11 protein-coding genes are annotated in these 12,650 nt (G+C 70.7%); 4 read left to right on the top strand and 7 right to left on the bottom strand.

Annotated features, from left to right (window positions below):
* Positions 1-4 precede the first annotated feature (4 nt).
* The 6 genes from J2W78_RS08865 to J2W78_RS08840 all read right to left on the bottom strand — a co-directional run bounded on the left by J2W78_RS08865 (position 5) and on the right by J2W78_RS08840 (position 6,104).
* The gene (locus J2W78_RS08865) at positions 5-631 is read right to left on the bottom strand and encodes a FliH/SctL family protein (RefSeq protein ID WP_253369828.1); all 627 of its coding nucleotides are present in this window, start codon (positions 629-631) and stop codon (positions 5-7) included.
* On the bottom strand, positions 628-1,683 hold the full coding sequence (fliG, locus tag J2W78_RS08860; protein ID WP_253369827.1) for a flagellar motor switch protein FliG: 1,056 nt from the start codon (positions 1,681-1,683) through the stop codon (positions 628-630). Before fliG ends, J2W78_RS08865 begins: the two co-directional genes overlap by 4 nt.
* 43 nt (positions 1,684-1,726) lie before the next feature.
* Complete coding sequence (gene fliF / locus J2W78_RS08855) at positions 1,727-3,349, bottom strand: flagellar basal-body MS-ring/collar protein FliF (RefSeq protein WP_253369826.1); 1,623 nt, start codon at positions 3,347-3,349, stop codon at positions 1,727-1,729.
* A 256-nt stretch (positions 3,350-3,605) separates the two neighbouring features.
* Positions 3,606-3,881 carry a CtrA inhibitor SciP gene (gene sciP, locus J2W78_RS08850; RefSeq protein ID WP_056238806.1) on the bottom strand — a complete coding sequence of 92 codons (276 nt, stop codon included), beginning with the start codon at positions 3,879-3,881 and terminating at the stop codon, positions 3,606-3,608.
* A gap of 141 nt (positions 3,882-4,022) precedes the next feature.
* The gene (locus J2W78_RS08845) at positions 4,023-4,703 is read right to left on the bottom strand and encodes a flagellar hook assembly protein FlgD (RefSeq protein ID WP_253369824.1); all 681 of its coding nucleotides are present in this window, start codon (positions 4,701-4,703) and stop codon (positions 4,023-4,025) included.
* A 9-nt stretch (positions 4,704-4,712) separates the two neighbouring features.
* Complete coding sequence (locus J2W78_RS08840) at positions 4,713-6,104, bottom strand: flagellar hook-length control protein FliK (RefSeq protein WP_253369823.1); 1,392 nt, start codon at positions 6,102-6,104, stop codon at positions 4,713-4,715.
* 334 nt (positions 6,105-6,438) lie between these two features.
* Here J2W78_RS08840 and mnmA point away from each other — a divergent pair, with 334 nt between their 5' ends.
* From mnmA to J2W78_RS08820, 4 genes are all read left to right on the top strand, one after another.
* Positions 6,439-7,596: a tRNA 2-thiouridine(34) synthase MnmA gene (gene mnmA, locus J2W78_RS08835; RefSeq protein ID WP_253374004.1), complete on the top strand. Its 1,158-nt coding sequence runs from the start codon at positions 6,439-6,441 to the stop codon at positions 7,594-7,596.
* A 133-nt stretch (positions 7,597-7,729) separates the two neighbouring features.
* Positions 7,730-8,386 carry a class I SAM-dependent methyltransferase gene (locus tag J2W78_RS08830; RefSeq protein WP_253369821.1) on the top strand — a complete coding sequence of 219 codons (657 nt, stop codon included), beginning with the start codon at positions 7,730-7,732 and terminating at the stop codon, positions 8,384-8,386.
* Between the two features lie 37 nt (positions 8,387-8,423).
* Positions 8,424-9,254 (top strand): TVP38/TMEM64 family protein, encoded by an 831-nt coding sequence (locus J2W78_RS08825; protein WP_253369819.1) that lies wholly within the window; start codon positions 8,424-8,426, stop codon positions 9,252-9,254.
* Between the two features lie 169 nt (positions 9,255-9,423).
* Positions 9,424-10,932, top strand: a complete 1,509-nt coding sequence (locus J2W78_RS08820; RefSeq protein WP_253369817.1) for a sensor histidine kinase — start codon at positions 9,424-9,426, stop codon at positions 10,930-10,932.
* A 40-nt stretch (positions 10,933-10,972) separates the two neighbouring features.
* Here the strand turns inward: J2W78_RS08820 and J2W78_RS08815 are convergent, their stop codons facing one another.
* The gene (locus tag J2W78_RS08815) at positions 10,973-12,550 is read right to left on the bottom strand and encodes a DHA2 family efflux MFS transporter permease subunit (RefSeq protein ID WP_253369815.1); all 1,578 of its coding nucleotides are present in this window, start codon (positions 12,548-12,550) and stop codon (positions 10,973-10,975) included.
* Positions 12,551-12,650 lie beyond the last annotated feature (100 nt).

Here is a 12,650-nt window from a genome sequence, read left to right as displayed (position 1 = left end):
GGGCTCAGGCCTCTGCGCTGGCGAAATTAGGGGAAAGTGCGGCCTCGACGGCGGCCTCGATGCGGGCGCGCTCGCGCACGACGCCGCCGTCGGCCCATTCGAGCCGGGCATCGCCCGGCGCCATGTCGGGTTCGCCGAGCACCACGAGGCGCCCCTCGAAGCCGTTCTCGCGCGACAGGCGCCGCATCAGCGCCTCCGCGTCATCGACGAGCCCCTCGCTCACCCGCAGCACGAGGTGGGGCACGCCGCGCAGATGCCGGAGCGCGGAGCGGGCCGCCTCCTCCACTGTCGCCAGCGGGCGCGCGTCGAGGGCGTCCCCCGCGATCCGGCGGGCGAGCGCCGCCGCGAAGGCCAGCGCCTGCGCCTCGCGCTCGCCGTCGCGGGCGTCGGACTGGTTGAGGAGGCCGGCGGCGGCGAGCCCGACCCGGGTCAGAGCGTCGGCGAGCCGGGCCTGCTCCTGGAGCGCGGCCTCCGCCCGGCCGTCCTGAAGGCCGCGGGCGTAAGCCGCCGCCTCGATGGCGGCCCGCTCGGCCTCCGCCCGGGCCGAGGCCTCCGCGTCGGCGGCGGAGGGCCCGCGCGGGCGGCCGAAATCGGTGTCGAACAGGAAGGGGCGGGAGGCTCTCGGGCTCAATAGACCAACTCCTCCTCGCCGCCGTTCTTGGCGATCATGATCTCGCCCTTCTCGGCCAGCTCCTTGGCCAGTTCCGTCATCTTGGCCTGCGCCTCATCGACCTCCTTGAGGCGGATCGGCCCCATCGAGCCCATCTCGTCGGTGAGGTTCTTGGCCGCGCGGGTCGACATCTGGCGCATGAAGAAGGCGCGCACCCGCTCGTCGGCGCCTTTCAGCGCGCGGCACAGGGTGTCGTTGTCGACCTTGCGCATCAGGGTCTGGACCGAGCCCGGATCGAGCTTCAGGAGATCCTCGAAGGTGAACATGAGCTGGCGGATCTTCTTGGCCGAGCCGCGGTTGGCCTGGTCGATCGCGGCGAGGAACCGGGTCTCGGTCTGCCGGTCGAAGGCGTTGAACACCTCGGCCATGAGTTCGTGCGCGTCGCGCCGCGTGGTCTGGGCGATGGTCGAGACGAACTCGGTGCGCAGCGTCTCCTCGATGTGACGCAGGGCCTCCTTCTGGACGGTCTCCATGCGCAGCATCCGGTTCAGCACGTCGATGGCGAACTCCTCCGGCAGGATGGTCAGCACCTTGGCGGCGTAGTCGGCCCGCACCTTCGACAGCACGACGGCGACCGTCTGCGGGTACTCGTTGCGCAGGAAGTTCGCGAGGATCTCGGGGTCGATCTGGGTCAGGCTCGCCCAGACGCGCTTGCCGGAGGCACCCTTGATCTCCGCCATGATCGAGGAGACCTGCTCAGGGGGAAAGATTTTGAGCAGGAGCGACTCGGTGCGCTCGAAGTTCGAGGTGATGCCCCCGCCCGAGGACAGCCGCGAGACGAAATCGACGATCAGCCGCTCGACGGTGCCGGCTTCCAGCGAGCCGAGCTGCACCATGGCGTGGCTGACGAGCTTGATCTCGTCCTCGTCGAGGCGCTGCCAGATCGGCGCACCCTCCTCCTCGCCGAGCAGCAGCAGCAGGGCGGCGGCGCGCTGCGGGCCCGGCATCTCGGCGAACGCCCTCGAGGCATCGACGCTCTCCATGGCAGCGTTGAAGTTTACGCCCGCGGACACGAATTCCCTCCTCTCTTCCGGTTCTGCGTGGTGTCAGCGTCCATCAGGAATCATGGATCCAGTTGCGCAGCACCTCGACCGTCTCGGTCGGACTCGCCCGCACCATGTCGACCACGCGCTCGACCGTCTCGGCCTGGATCTGGCCGTTGATCTTGGCCGACTCGAGGAACTTGTTGGTGGTGTTCTCGCGGACCGCGATCTCGACCGGCCCCTCGCCGCCCGCCGCCCCGGCCAGTGCAAGCGCTCCGGCCGGTCCGGCGAGCGCCACCGGCGCATCGGATTCGAGCACGCGGCGCAGGAGCGGACGCACCACCGCCATCAGCACGACCAGGGTGAGCAGGCTCAGCACCGTGAGCTCGACGAGGCGCATCACCTCTTCCTTGGTCGGGTTCAGGAACGACTGGATCAGGCCGGGCTCGGAGAATTCGGGCGCGGTGGGGGTCTCGGCAAAGCGCAGGTTGACCACCTCGACCTGATCGCCGCGGACCTTGTCGTAGCCGACCGCGGTGCGCACCAGCGCGGTGATGCGCGCGATCTCGGCGTCGGAGCGCGGCTGGTAGGCGGGTCGGCCGTCGGCACCGGGGGCGTAGACGCCGTCGACGAGCACCGCCACCGACAGACGCCTGAGGCGGCCGCCCTCCAGGGTCTCGACCTTGGTGACGCGGGAGATCTCGTAGTTCGTCGTCTCCTCGTTCTTCTGCGACGAATCCTTCTGCTGCGGCTGGGCCTGGGTCTGGCTGGCGCCCGGCAGCTCGTTGCCGACGCTGACCTGCCCCTCCGCCCCGCCGGTCAGGGAATTCTCGGAGCGTGTCTGGGTGGAGCGGACGACGCGGCTCTCGGGATCGAAGCTCTCGGAGCGGCTCTCGACCCGGTTGAGGTCGAGTTCGGCGGTGACCTGCACCCGGGCGCGGCCCTGGCCGACGATGCCGGCCACGATCTCCTCGATCTGCGAGCGCATCCGCCGCTCGATGCCGGCCTGCCGCTCCTCCAGGGCGCCCGCCCCGTCGGCTTCCGCGCCGCGGGCGCCGTCGGCGAGCAGCCGGCCGCGCTCGTCGACGATCGAGACCCGCTCGGGCTTCAGGCCCTCGACCGCGGAGGCGGCCAGATGCCGGATCGCGCGCACCTGGCTCGCATCGAGGTCGCCCATCAGCTTGACGACGATGGCGGCCGACGGCGCCTCGCGGTCGCGCTCGAACAGGCGGCGCTCGGGGATGACGAGGTGGACGCGCGCCGCCTGGACCCGGCCGATGGCGCGGATCGAGCGGGCGAGCTCGCCCTCCATCGCCCGCAGGTGGTTCACGTTCTGGACGAAGCTCGTGGAGGAGAAGGCGTCGCCCTTGTCGAAGATCTCGTAGCCGATGCCGCCTTGGGACGGCAGGCTCTTTCCGGCGAAGTCCATGCGCAGCTTGGCGAGGTCGGCGCGGGGCGCCAGCACGGTCTGGCCCAACTCGCCCTTAGTCTCGTAGGTGATGCCGCGCGCGTCGAGTTCGCGGATCACGGCCGAGGAATCCTGCATCGACAGGTCGGAGAACAGCACGCCCATGTCGGGCCGCGAGACCCGCAGGATCACGAAGGCGAAGAAGCCGACCAGCGTCAGCGTCACGGCCGCCATCGCGGCGATGCGCGCGGGCCCGAGCTTCGTCACCAGATCGAGGATGGGTTTCACGGACGACGCCTGCGCACAGCGGTGCGGCCGCCAGGGTGTGCGGTCGCCCGGCAAGAATTGCCCGGTGCGTGGTTAGCGAGGCGTTAACGCGGGGCCTGTCACCGTCACGAATGGTGCCGCGGATGGCGCCGAGGCGAGGGGATCGGACAGGCCGCGGGGGCCAAAAACGACGAGAGCCGCCCCGGTGCGCCGGAGGCGGCTCCTCATGCGTTGCGCGAACAGGTCGTGCGCAACGTACGGGTCGAACTGGCGAAGTTCAGTGCCGGTAGTGCTGGATGCGCGTGGTGCGCAGGCCGGCGAGTCCGTGCTGGTCGATGGAGTACTGCCAGCTCAAAAATTCTTCCGTGGTCAGGGTGTAGCGTTGGCAGGCCTCCTCCAGGCTGAGCAGACCGCCGCGTACGGCGGCGACGACCTCGGCCTTTCGACGGATGACCCAGCGACGGGTGGAGACGGGGGGAAGATCGGCGATCGTCAGGGGGCTGCCGTCGGGCCCAATCACATACTTCACGCGGGGCCGGGGTGTTTCGGTCATGATACGCTCTACACTCGACTGACCTGTCGAGAGGGAAGCTACTTGCACCCGCTTAAAAGTTCTTGAAGTCGGCCGATCGAATGCGACTCGATTGTTGTGAGCAGATGTGGACAAATCCGGATCCATCGATGCTGCAACGCATCAAGAGCTTGGTGCAGAAAGCGTTTTCACGCTCGAGGCCGGCACCCGGGCGTTGCCGATCGTCAGCACGGGCTCGGAGCCGCTGAGGTCGACGCCGTCCACTTTGCCCGAAACCTTGGTGTCGACGGTGACCCTCGTGCCCGTCGTGTCGAGGGCATCCACGGTGATCGTGTAGCGCCCGTCCTTGGCCGAGAGGCCCGAAGTCCCGGTGCCATCCCATTCGAAGGGTTGCGCGCCGGCCTTGAGCGTCGTGGTCTTGGTGGCCACCACGGTGCCGTCGCTGGCCTTGAGGGTGATGACGGCCCTGGCGGCGGCCCGGTCCGGGGTCAGCGTCCAGGTCGCCTTGCCGTTCGTGAGGTCGGTGGTGGCGCCGTCCGCCGTGATCGTGCGGCCGATCAGGCCGGAGGCGGACGAGGCCGATGCGGCCTTGGAGTTGGTCAGGATCGTGTCGAGCGAGGAATTGGTCTTGAGCTGCTGCTCGACGCCCGCGAACTGCACGAGTTGCTGGGTGAACTGGTTGGTATCGAGCGGGTCGAGCGGGTTCTGGTTCTTGAGCTGCGTGGTGAGCAGCGTCAGGAACTGCGTGAAGTTGCCCGCGATCGACTTCGTATCGGTGGTCGAGGCAGCACTCGCGGCGGTGATGCTGGTGCTGCTCGTATTGCTCGTGATGCCGGCGGCCATGGCGTCGTCCTAAATCCGGATGTCGAGATTGCCGACGGCACGGAGCTGCCGCAGGGGAAGGGCGTCGAGCGGGGAGGGGCGGGCGTCCCGTCCGCCCAGCCCGCCGGGGCCGCCGTCGGAGCGGTCGCGGGAGGCGGATTCGCCGTCCCGGCCGCCCTGGGATGCGGTCTCGCCGCGCAGGGACAGGTCGATCCCGCCCCCGCCCGCCTCGGCGCCGACGTCGAAGCCGGCCTGCGCGAGGGCCTGCTGCAGGGAACCCGCATCGCGCTGGAGCAGGGCGAGGGTCTCGGGACGGTCCACGATGAGATGCGCCCGCGCCTTGCCTCCCGCCTTGTCGAGGTCGAGCGACACGTCGATGCGGCCGAGTTCGACCGGGTCGAGCCGGATCGCGAAGCGGTTCACCCCTGAGAGCGAGCGCAGCCCGATCGTCATCGGCACGGCGCCCAAGGGGATCGGCGGCGTCGCCGGCTGGGGCGCCGCCGTTGCGGCATCCGGCGCTTGGGCGGCCTGCGGGCCCTGCGCGGCGGCGACGCCGCCGGGCGGGGTGAGAGCGGTTCCGGCGGTGGGGGCCGGAATGGTTGAGGCGGTCGGTGTCTGCGCCTCGGTGAGCGCCGCTTCGAAGCCGGCTGTGCCCGCGGCGGCGGAGGCGGGGGCCTCCCCCGGGCCGGCCTTCGCGGCGTGACCGGTTGCCGTCGCCTCGCCGGGCAGGCCCGTGACGGGCTGATCCGCCTCCACCCCGCCATCGCCCGCGGACACACCCGCCGCCGCGCTCGTCGGCGCTGGCGCTGGCGCCGGAGCGGGGGGCGGCGCGAGGAGGGCGGCGGGATCGGCGGATTCCGGCGATGCGGGATCGGGCTCGTCCCGTTCCCGTGCCTCGTCCTCAGACACCACCGCGGCTCCGGCTTCCTTGGCAGCGGCCTCTTCCGCAGCCGCTTCCTGCGCCGGTTCCGCGCCATCGGCAGCCGGGCGTTCCGGCCGCTGCGAGGCGGAGTTCGCGGCGGCGCCCGGACCTCGGGCGGAGGCGGCCTGCGCGCCGTCCTGCGCCGTCCTTGCCGCGAGGGGCTTGCTGCGGGCGGAGGCAGCCTGGGCGCGGCTCTCCTGCAAAGCCCCGGACGGCCCACGCTCGGCCCTGCCGTTCTCGGCTCTGTCGCTCTCGGCCGCTCCGGTTCTGGCAGTCCCGGTCTTGGCGCTCTCGGTTTTCGCCGCGTCGGCCCTGCCGCCATCGCTGCGGGCGGAGGCGGTTTCGTCGCGGCGGGATGCGGGCCGGGCCGGTGCCGCCGGCCTCCGCTCCGCAGCCTCCAGGCTGAACCGCGCCGTGCCCTCGCCCCCCCGCGCCGCGGACGCGGCCGGCCGCAGGGTCTGCCTGAAAAACGCTTCCGCCAGATCTGCGCGCGAAACCACGATGCCGTCCCTCTCCTTCGTCGCCGAAGCCGGAAGAGGCCAGAGCAAGCCGCGCACCATCTGTCGATAGCGGCCAAGCCGCTGATAAGAAGAAAGAAATATTTTTTCGGTGAAGGCGCGCCTCGCGCCGGCCCGGCGGGATCTGCCGGCCTCCCGGCAGGATTTGCCGGCCGCTCGGGGCCATGATCCGGACTTTGAACCGGCTCTCCGCGTCCCCATCCCTGGAAAGTCGGGATCGGGATCGCTATAGACACCGGACATGCGCCCGGACTCCCCGGTCCGGCGCGCGCCCGAAGGCTCCGCCAACGGCCGGCACCCGGCCCCATCACCGGCCATGAACTCGCTGGATCTCCCGAAGCCTCCGCACGAGACGCGCGTCGTCGTCGCCATGTCGGGCGGCGTCGATTCGTCGGTCGTGGCCGGCCTGCTGAAGCGCGAGGGCTACGACGTCGTCGGCGTCACGCTCCAGCTCTACGATCACGGCGCGGCGACCCATCGCAAGGGGGCCTGCTGCGCCGGCCGCGACATCCACGATGCGCGGGCGGTGGCCGAGACGCTCGGCATCCCGCACTACGTCCTCGACTATGAGGACCGCTTCCGGGAATCGGTGATCGACCGCTTCGCCGAGAGCTACCTCTCGGGCGAGACGCCGATCCCCTGTGTCGAGTGCAATCGCTCGGTCAAGTTCCGCGACCTGCTCGGGATGGCTCGCGACCTCGGCGCCGAGGCTTTGGCGACCGGCCATTACGTGGCGAGCCGGGCGCGGCCGGAGGGCGGACGCGCGCTCTACCGCGCCCTCGATCCGGCCCGCGACCAGAGCTACTTCCTCTACGCCACGACCCCGGAACAGCTCGCCTACCTGCGCTTTCCCCTGGGCGAGCGTCCCAAGGACGAGACCCGCGCGCTCGCTCGGGAGCTGGGCCTCGCCGTCGCCGAGAAGGCCGACAGCCAGGACATCTGCTTCGTGCCCCAGGGCGGCTATGCCGACGTGATCGCCAAGCTCCGGCCGGAGGCGACCCGCCCCGGCGAGATCGTCGATCTCGACGGCCGGTGCCTCGGCGAGCACGAGGGCATCATCCATTACACGGTGGGCCAGCGCCGCGGCCTCAAGCTCTCGGCCGGCGAGCCGCTCTACGTGGTGCGGCTGGAGCCCGAGACCGCCCGCGTCGTGGTCGGCCCCCGCGCGGCGCTCGCCACCCGCCGCATTCGGCTCACCGACCTCAATTGGCTCGGGAGCGGCTCGCCCGAGGCGCTCGTGGATCTGCCCGTGGCCGTGCGCGTGCGCTCGACCCGCGAGCCGCGGCCCGCGCGCCTGTCGTGGAACGCTGCCGAGGCCTGCGCCGAGGTCGAGCTGCTCGTCCCCGAGGATGGGGTCTCGCCGGGCCAGGCCTGCGTGATCTACGCCGACGACGGTCCGCGCGCGCAGGTTCTCGGCGGCGGCACCATCCGGCGCATCGGTGCGTTGCAGGCAGGCGCTGCCGAGGCCGCCTGATGGGGTTGCTTCGCGCCGGGCTGATTTCGGTTTTCCAAAGGTTCATCGACGTTCACGCGCTCCAGGCTGCGCGCGGGCCTGCGCCCGAGCCGGGAAGCGTCGTGAGCCGCGAGTCGGAGAAGGTGACGGTTAGATGCTGAGCGAGCGGGCGCCCGAGGCCGGGCCCACCACCGAGCTGATGCGCAAGGCCTATGCCCGCTGGGCGCCGGTCTACGATGTCGTCTACGACAAGCTCACCGAGCCGGCCGCCCGCGCCGCCGTCGAGGCCGCCGTCGCCCATGGGCCGCGGGTGCTGGAGGCCGGTGTCGGCACCGGCCTGTCGCTCGGCTACTATCCCCGCGACAGCTTCGTCTGCGGCGTCGATCTCTCCGAGGACATGCTCAAGCGCGCCCGCGGCAAGGTCCACCGCAAGGGGCTGACCCACGTGAAGGGCCTGCAGGTCATGGACGTGTGCCGCCTCGGCTACGCCGATGCGAGCTTCGACGCGGTGGTGGCGCAGTTCCTCATCACCCTGGTGCCGAACCCGGAAGCCGCGCTCTCCGAGTTCCTGCGCGTAGTGCGCCCCGGCGGCGGCATCGTGCTCGCCAACCATTTCGGCCAGTCGAACGGGCCGGTGGCGCGGGTCGAGGAGATCGTCGCGCCGCTCTGCACCAAGATCGGATGGTCCTCCGACTTCAAGGCGACCCGGATCGAGGCCTGGGCCCGGCGCAACGGCGTCGAGGTCGTCGGCCTCGCGCCGACCTTCCCCGGCGGCTTCTTCAAGATCCTGCGCATGCGCAAGCCGGGCTGAGGACGGGCACGCGAAATCCGCCCGGGGAGGCAGGCCGATGACGCCAGGGGGCGGGGAGGGGATTCGGCCGACGGACCGGCATGACGACCGTGCGGCCGAGCCGCCGGGCTTGCGCCGGCCCTGGCTGCGCTGGCTCCCGCTCCTGGTGCTGGCCCTCATCTCCGTCGGCGTCCTCGCCTCGGGCGGCGCCCGCTTCCTCGATCTCGACCGGCTCTCCGAGTCGCGGGTCTGGCTTCAGGCGCTCATCGCCGAGGACCGGGTGCGGGCGATCGCGCTGGCCTGCCTCGCCTATGTCGGCTCGGTGGTGGTCTCGCTGCCGGCGACGCTGGTGCTCACGGTGCTGGCCGGGCTGCTGTTCGGCCCCGTGACGGGGGCCCTGATCGCCATCGCCTCGTCCACGACGGGGGCGGCGATCGTGTTCTCGGTCGGGCGCTACGCCGCCGGCGACCTGATCCGGCGCAAGGCCGGGCCGCGGGTCGGCCGCTTCGCTGACGGCTTCCGCCGCGACGGCTTCGGATACATCCTGATCCTGCGGCTCCTGCCGATCTTTCCCTACTGGATCACCAACCTCGCTCCGGCGGCCTTCGGCGTGCCGCTTGCCACCTTCGCGCTCGCCACCCTGCTCGGCCTGACGCCGGGCGCCTTCATCTATGCCGGGCTCGGTGCCGGCCTCGAAGACCTGCTGGCCACGCGCGACGCAGCGAAGGCGGCCTGCCTCGCGGCCGGGGGAACGGATTGCTCGACGGGCATCGATCTGCGCGCGCTGGTGACGCCCGGCATGGTGGCGGCGCTGGCGGCCTTGGCAGGATTTGCTCTTTTGACAGTTTATCTGCGCCGATGGCTTGAGCGGCGGACGCTTCGCGCATAAGACTTGCGCACAAACGAATGGCGCGCGTCGCCGGACGGTCGCACAACCTGTGCGACAGGGAGAAGCCGGTAAACGGCGTGCGCCATCCGAATTTGGATGACACAACGACGGGTGACGCTTGAAACGGCCCCGCCTTCCGTTTCCTGGCCGGCGATCCGAGCCGGCGAACGTGGCGCAGAATGATCCGGCGGCGACCGCCGCCCTGCCCTGGCACATCGAGACACCGGCCGGCCCTCGGTCGCCGTCGCGCGCGCGCGCCTTCCCCTGGCACGGGCGGCTCGGCCTCTCCGGCCGGCTGTTCCTGCTGACGGTGGCCTTCGTCGTCCTGGCCGAGATCCTGATCTACGTCCCGGCGGTGGCGACCTACCGGATGTCGCGGCTCTCCGACCGCGTCGCCGCGGCGCGGGTCGCCGCCCTCGTGCTGAACGCAGCCCCCGAGGGGCAGGTCCCCGACGAGACCGCCCGGCGCCTGCTCATGGGGGTCGGCGCCCGCGCCATCGCCGTGCGGGTCGGCGAGACGTGGCGCTACCTCACCGACGGACCGGCGCCGTCCGCCGTCGCCGAGACGGTGGATCTGCGCGAGCGCGGCCTGACGGGTTCGGTCGGCGGCGCCTTCCGGACGCTGTTCCTCCCCACCGAGGCGCCGATCCGGGCGATCGGACCGGGGCAGGACGGCTTCGACGCCGTCGAGGTTCTGCTCGACGAGGGCCCCTTGCGGGCGGCCCTGGCCGATTTCTCGCTCCGGCTGCTCGTCGCCTGCCTCATCATCGCGGCTCTGGCGGCCGGGCTCGTGTTCTTCGTGCTGCAGCGGGCGATCGTGCGGCCGGTGGTCCGGCTCGCCCGCGACATCGCCGCCTTCGCCGACGATCCCGAGCGGCCCGACCGGGTCGCCCGGCGCTCAGCGCGCACCGACGAGATCGGCGAGGCGGAGAACGCGCTCGCCCGGATGCAGGTGGCGCTCGGCGGCGAACTGCGCCAGCGGCGGCGGCTGGCCGAACTCGGCCTCTCGGTGAGCAAGATCAACCACGAACTGCGCAACCTGCTGACCACCGCCCAGCTTCTCGGCGACCGCCTGGAAAGCGTCTCCGATCCGCTGGTGCAGCGCGTCGCGCCGCGGCTCGTGGAAACCCTGGACCGGGCGATCCGCTTCTGCGAGGCGACCCTCGCCTATGGCCGCGCCACGGAGCCGAACCCGGAGCGGCGCATGGTGGCGCTGGCGCCCCTGCTTGAGGAGCTGACCGACCTCGCCGACCTGATGCCGGCCGCCCGCATCCGCGTGGAGGTGCGCACGGTGTCCGATCTCGAGATCGACGTCGATCCCGAACAGCTCCTGCGCGCGCTGACCAACCTCGTGCGCAATGCGGTCCAGGCCCATGCCGCAGCCAAGACCGCCGAGGGCAGCGTGCTGATCGAGGGCGTCCGGAACGGGGCGCCCGGCACCGGTTCGGTCACGATCTTCGTGACCGATAACGGCCCCGGCGTGCCGGAGCGGGCCAAGGCGAACCTGTTTTCCGCCTTCCAGGGCTCGACCCGCGCCGGCGGCACCGGTCTCGGCCTCGCTATCGCTTCGGAACTGGTGCGCCTCAACGGCGGCACCCTCTGCCTCGACGAGACCGCGGACGGCGCGCGGTTCCGCATCGTCATCCCGGACCGCGCCGCGGGTGTGAAGGCGGCGTAAGGCGGGTCGTCCGCGTGAAGCCGGAAGTCACTGCTCGCCCTCAATGCCCCGCACCGGCCGGGGCCGCTCCGCGCGGACGCCGGATCAGCGGCGTGCCGCAGGCCATCACCAGAAACAGCACGGTAAGGACGAGGAACACGTCCTCGAAGCTCATCACCAAGCCTTGAATCCGCACGGTGTTGTTGAGCGCTTTCAGCGCCATGCCGTTGGCGTCGCCCCCGAACACCTCGAACTGGCGCCGCATGGCGTCGAGGCGCTCCAGCGCGGCGCCGTTGGCCCAGGTGAAGCGCTCGTGCAGGCGCGCGAGATGCAGATCCCAGCGGGCGTTGAGCACCGTGTTGATGAGGGCAAGGCCGACCGCGCCGCCGAGGTTGCGCGTGAGGTTGAACAGACCGGATGCGTTCTTCATCCGCTCCGGCGGCAGGGTGCCGAGCGCGATGTTGTTGATCGGGATCATGCACAGCATCAAGGAGCAGCCGCGCAGCACCTGGGGCCAAAGCAGCTCGTCGAAATCCCAGTCCTTGGTCAGTCCGGTGACGATCCAGGTGCCGAGGGCAAAGCCGGAGAATCCCATCGCCATCATGATGCGCGGATCGAGCTTGGCCGACAGCTTTCCGGCGATCGGGGCGGTGGCGAACATGCACAGCCCCGAGACGAACATCGTCTCGCCGATCTGCAGCGCCGAGTAGCCGCGCACGCGGGCGAGATAGACCGGGTAGAGGTAGGTCAGGCCGTAGAGGCCGATGCCCATCACGAAGCTGAAGACGCAGCCGGCGGCGAAGTTGCGGTCCGAGAAGGCGCGTAGGTCGACGATCGGCTGGCGGGCGGTGAAGACGCGGGCGAAGAACAGGACCGCCGACACCATGCAGACGATGGCGCAGACGAACACCGCCTCGTCCTGCAGCCAGTCGTGGTTCGGGCCCTCCTCCAACACGTATTCGAGGCAGCCGAGGAAGCCTGCCATGAAGGCGAGCCCGGCCCAGTCGAAGGACTTGAGCAGGTCGAAGTTCGGCCGGTCGAAATCGATCAGGAGGAAGGTCGAGATCGTGACGAAGATGCCCGGCACGATGTTGATGAGGAACAGCCAGTGCCAGGAGAACAGGTCGGTGAGGTAGCCGCCGATGGTCGGTCCGATGGTGGGGGCGAGCGTCGCGACGAGGCCGATCATCGGCGAGACGATCGAGCGCTTGGAGGGCGGAAAGATCGTGAAGGCCGCCGCGAACACGGTCGGGATCATGCCGCCGCCGATGAAGCCTTGAGCGGCGCGCCACACGATCATCTCGCCGATCGACGAGGAGGTCGCGCACATCAGGCTCATCAGCGTGAAGCCGGCGGCCGAGATCGAGAACATCCAGCGCGTCGAGAGCACCCGCGACAGGGTGCCGGAGAGCGGGATCGAGATCACCTCGGCGATGAGGTAGCTCGTCTGCACCCAGGGGATCTCGTCGCCCGACGCCGAGAGGCCGGCCTGGATCTCGTTCAGCGAGGCCGAGACGATCTGGATGTCGAGGATCGCCATGAACATCCCGAACACCATGCACAGGAACGCCACCATGCGGCGGCGGTCGAGGGGCGGGTCGGCGGCGGGGCTTGCGGCGAGGGTCGCGGTGGCGGCCATGGGGCGCCTCGGTGACGGTTCGAGGATCCGTCCCACTCGCGGCTTCATCCTTCGAGGCCTGCGCTTCGCAGCGCGACCTCAGGAGGGGGTTGCGGGTGGG

It is taken from the genome of Methylorubrum extorquens (genome assembly GCF_024169925.1).
GTDB classification, from domain to species: Bacteria; Pseudomonadota; Alphaproteobacteria; order Rhizobiales; family Beijerinckiaceae; genus Methylobacterium; species Methylobacterium extorquens_A.
The sequence above is the reverse complement of the archived record's forward strand: the minus strand, read 5'-3'. Positions and strand labels throughout refer to the sequence as shown.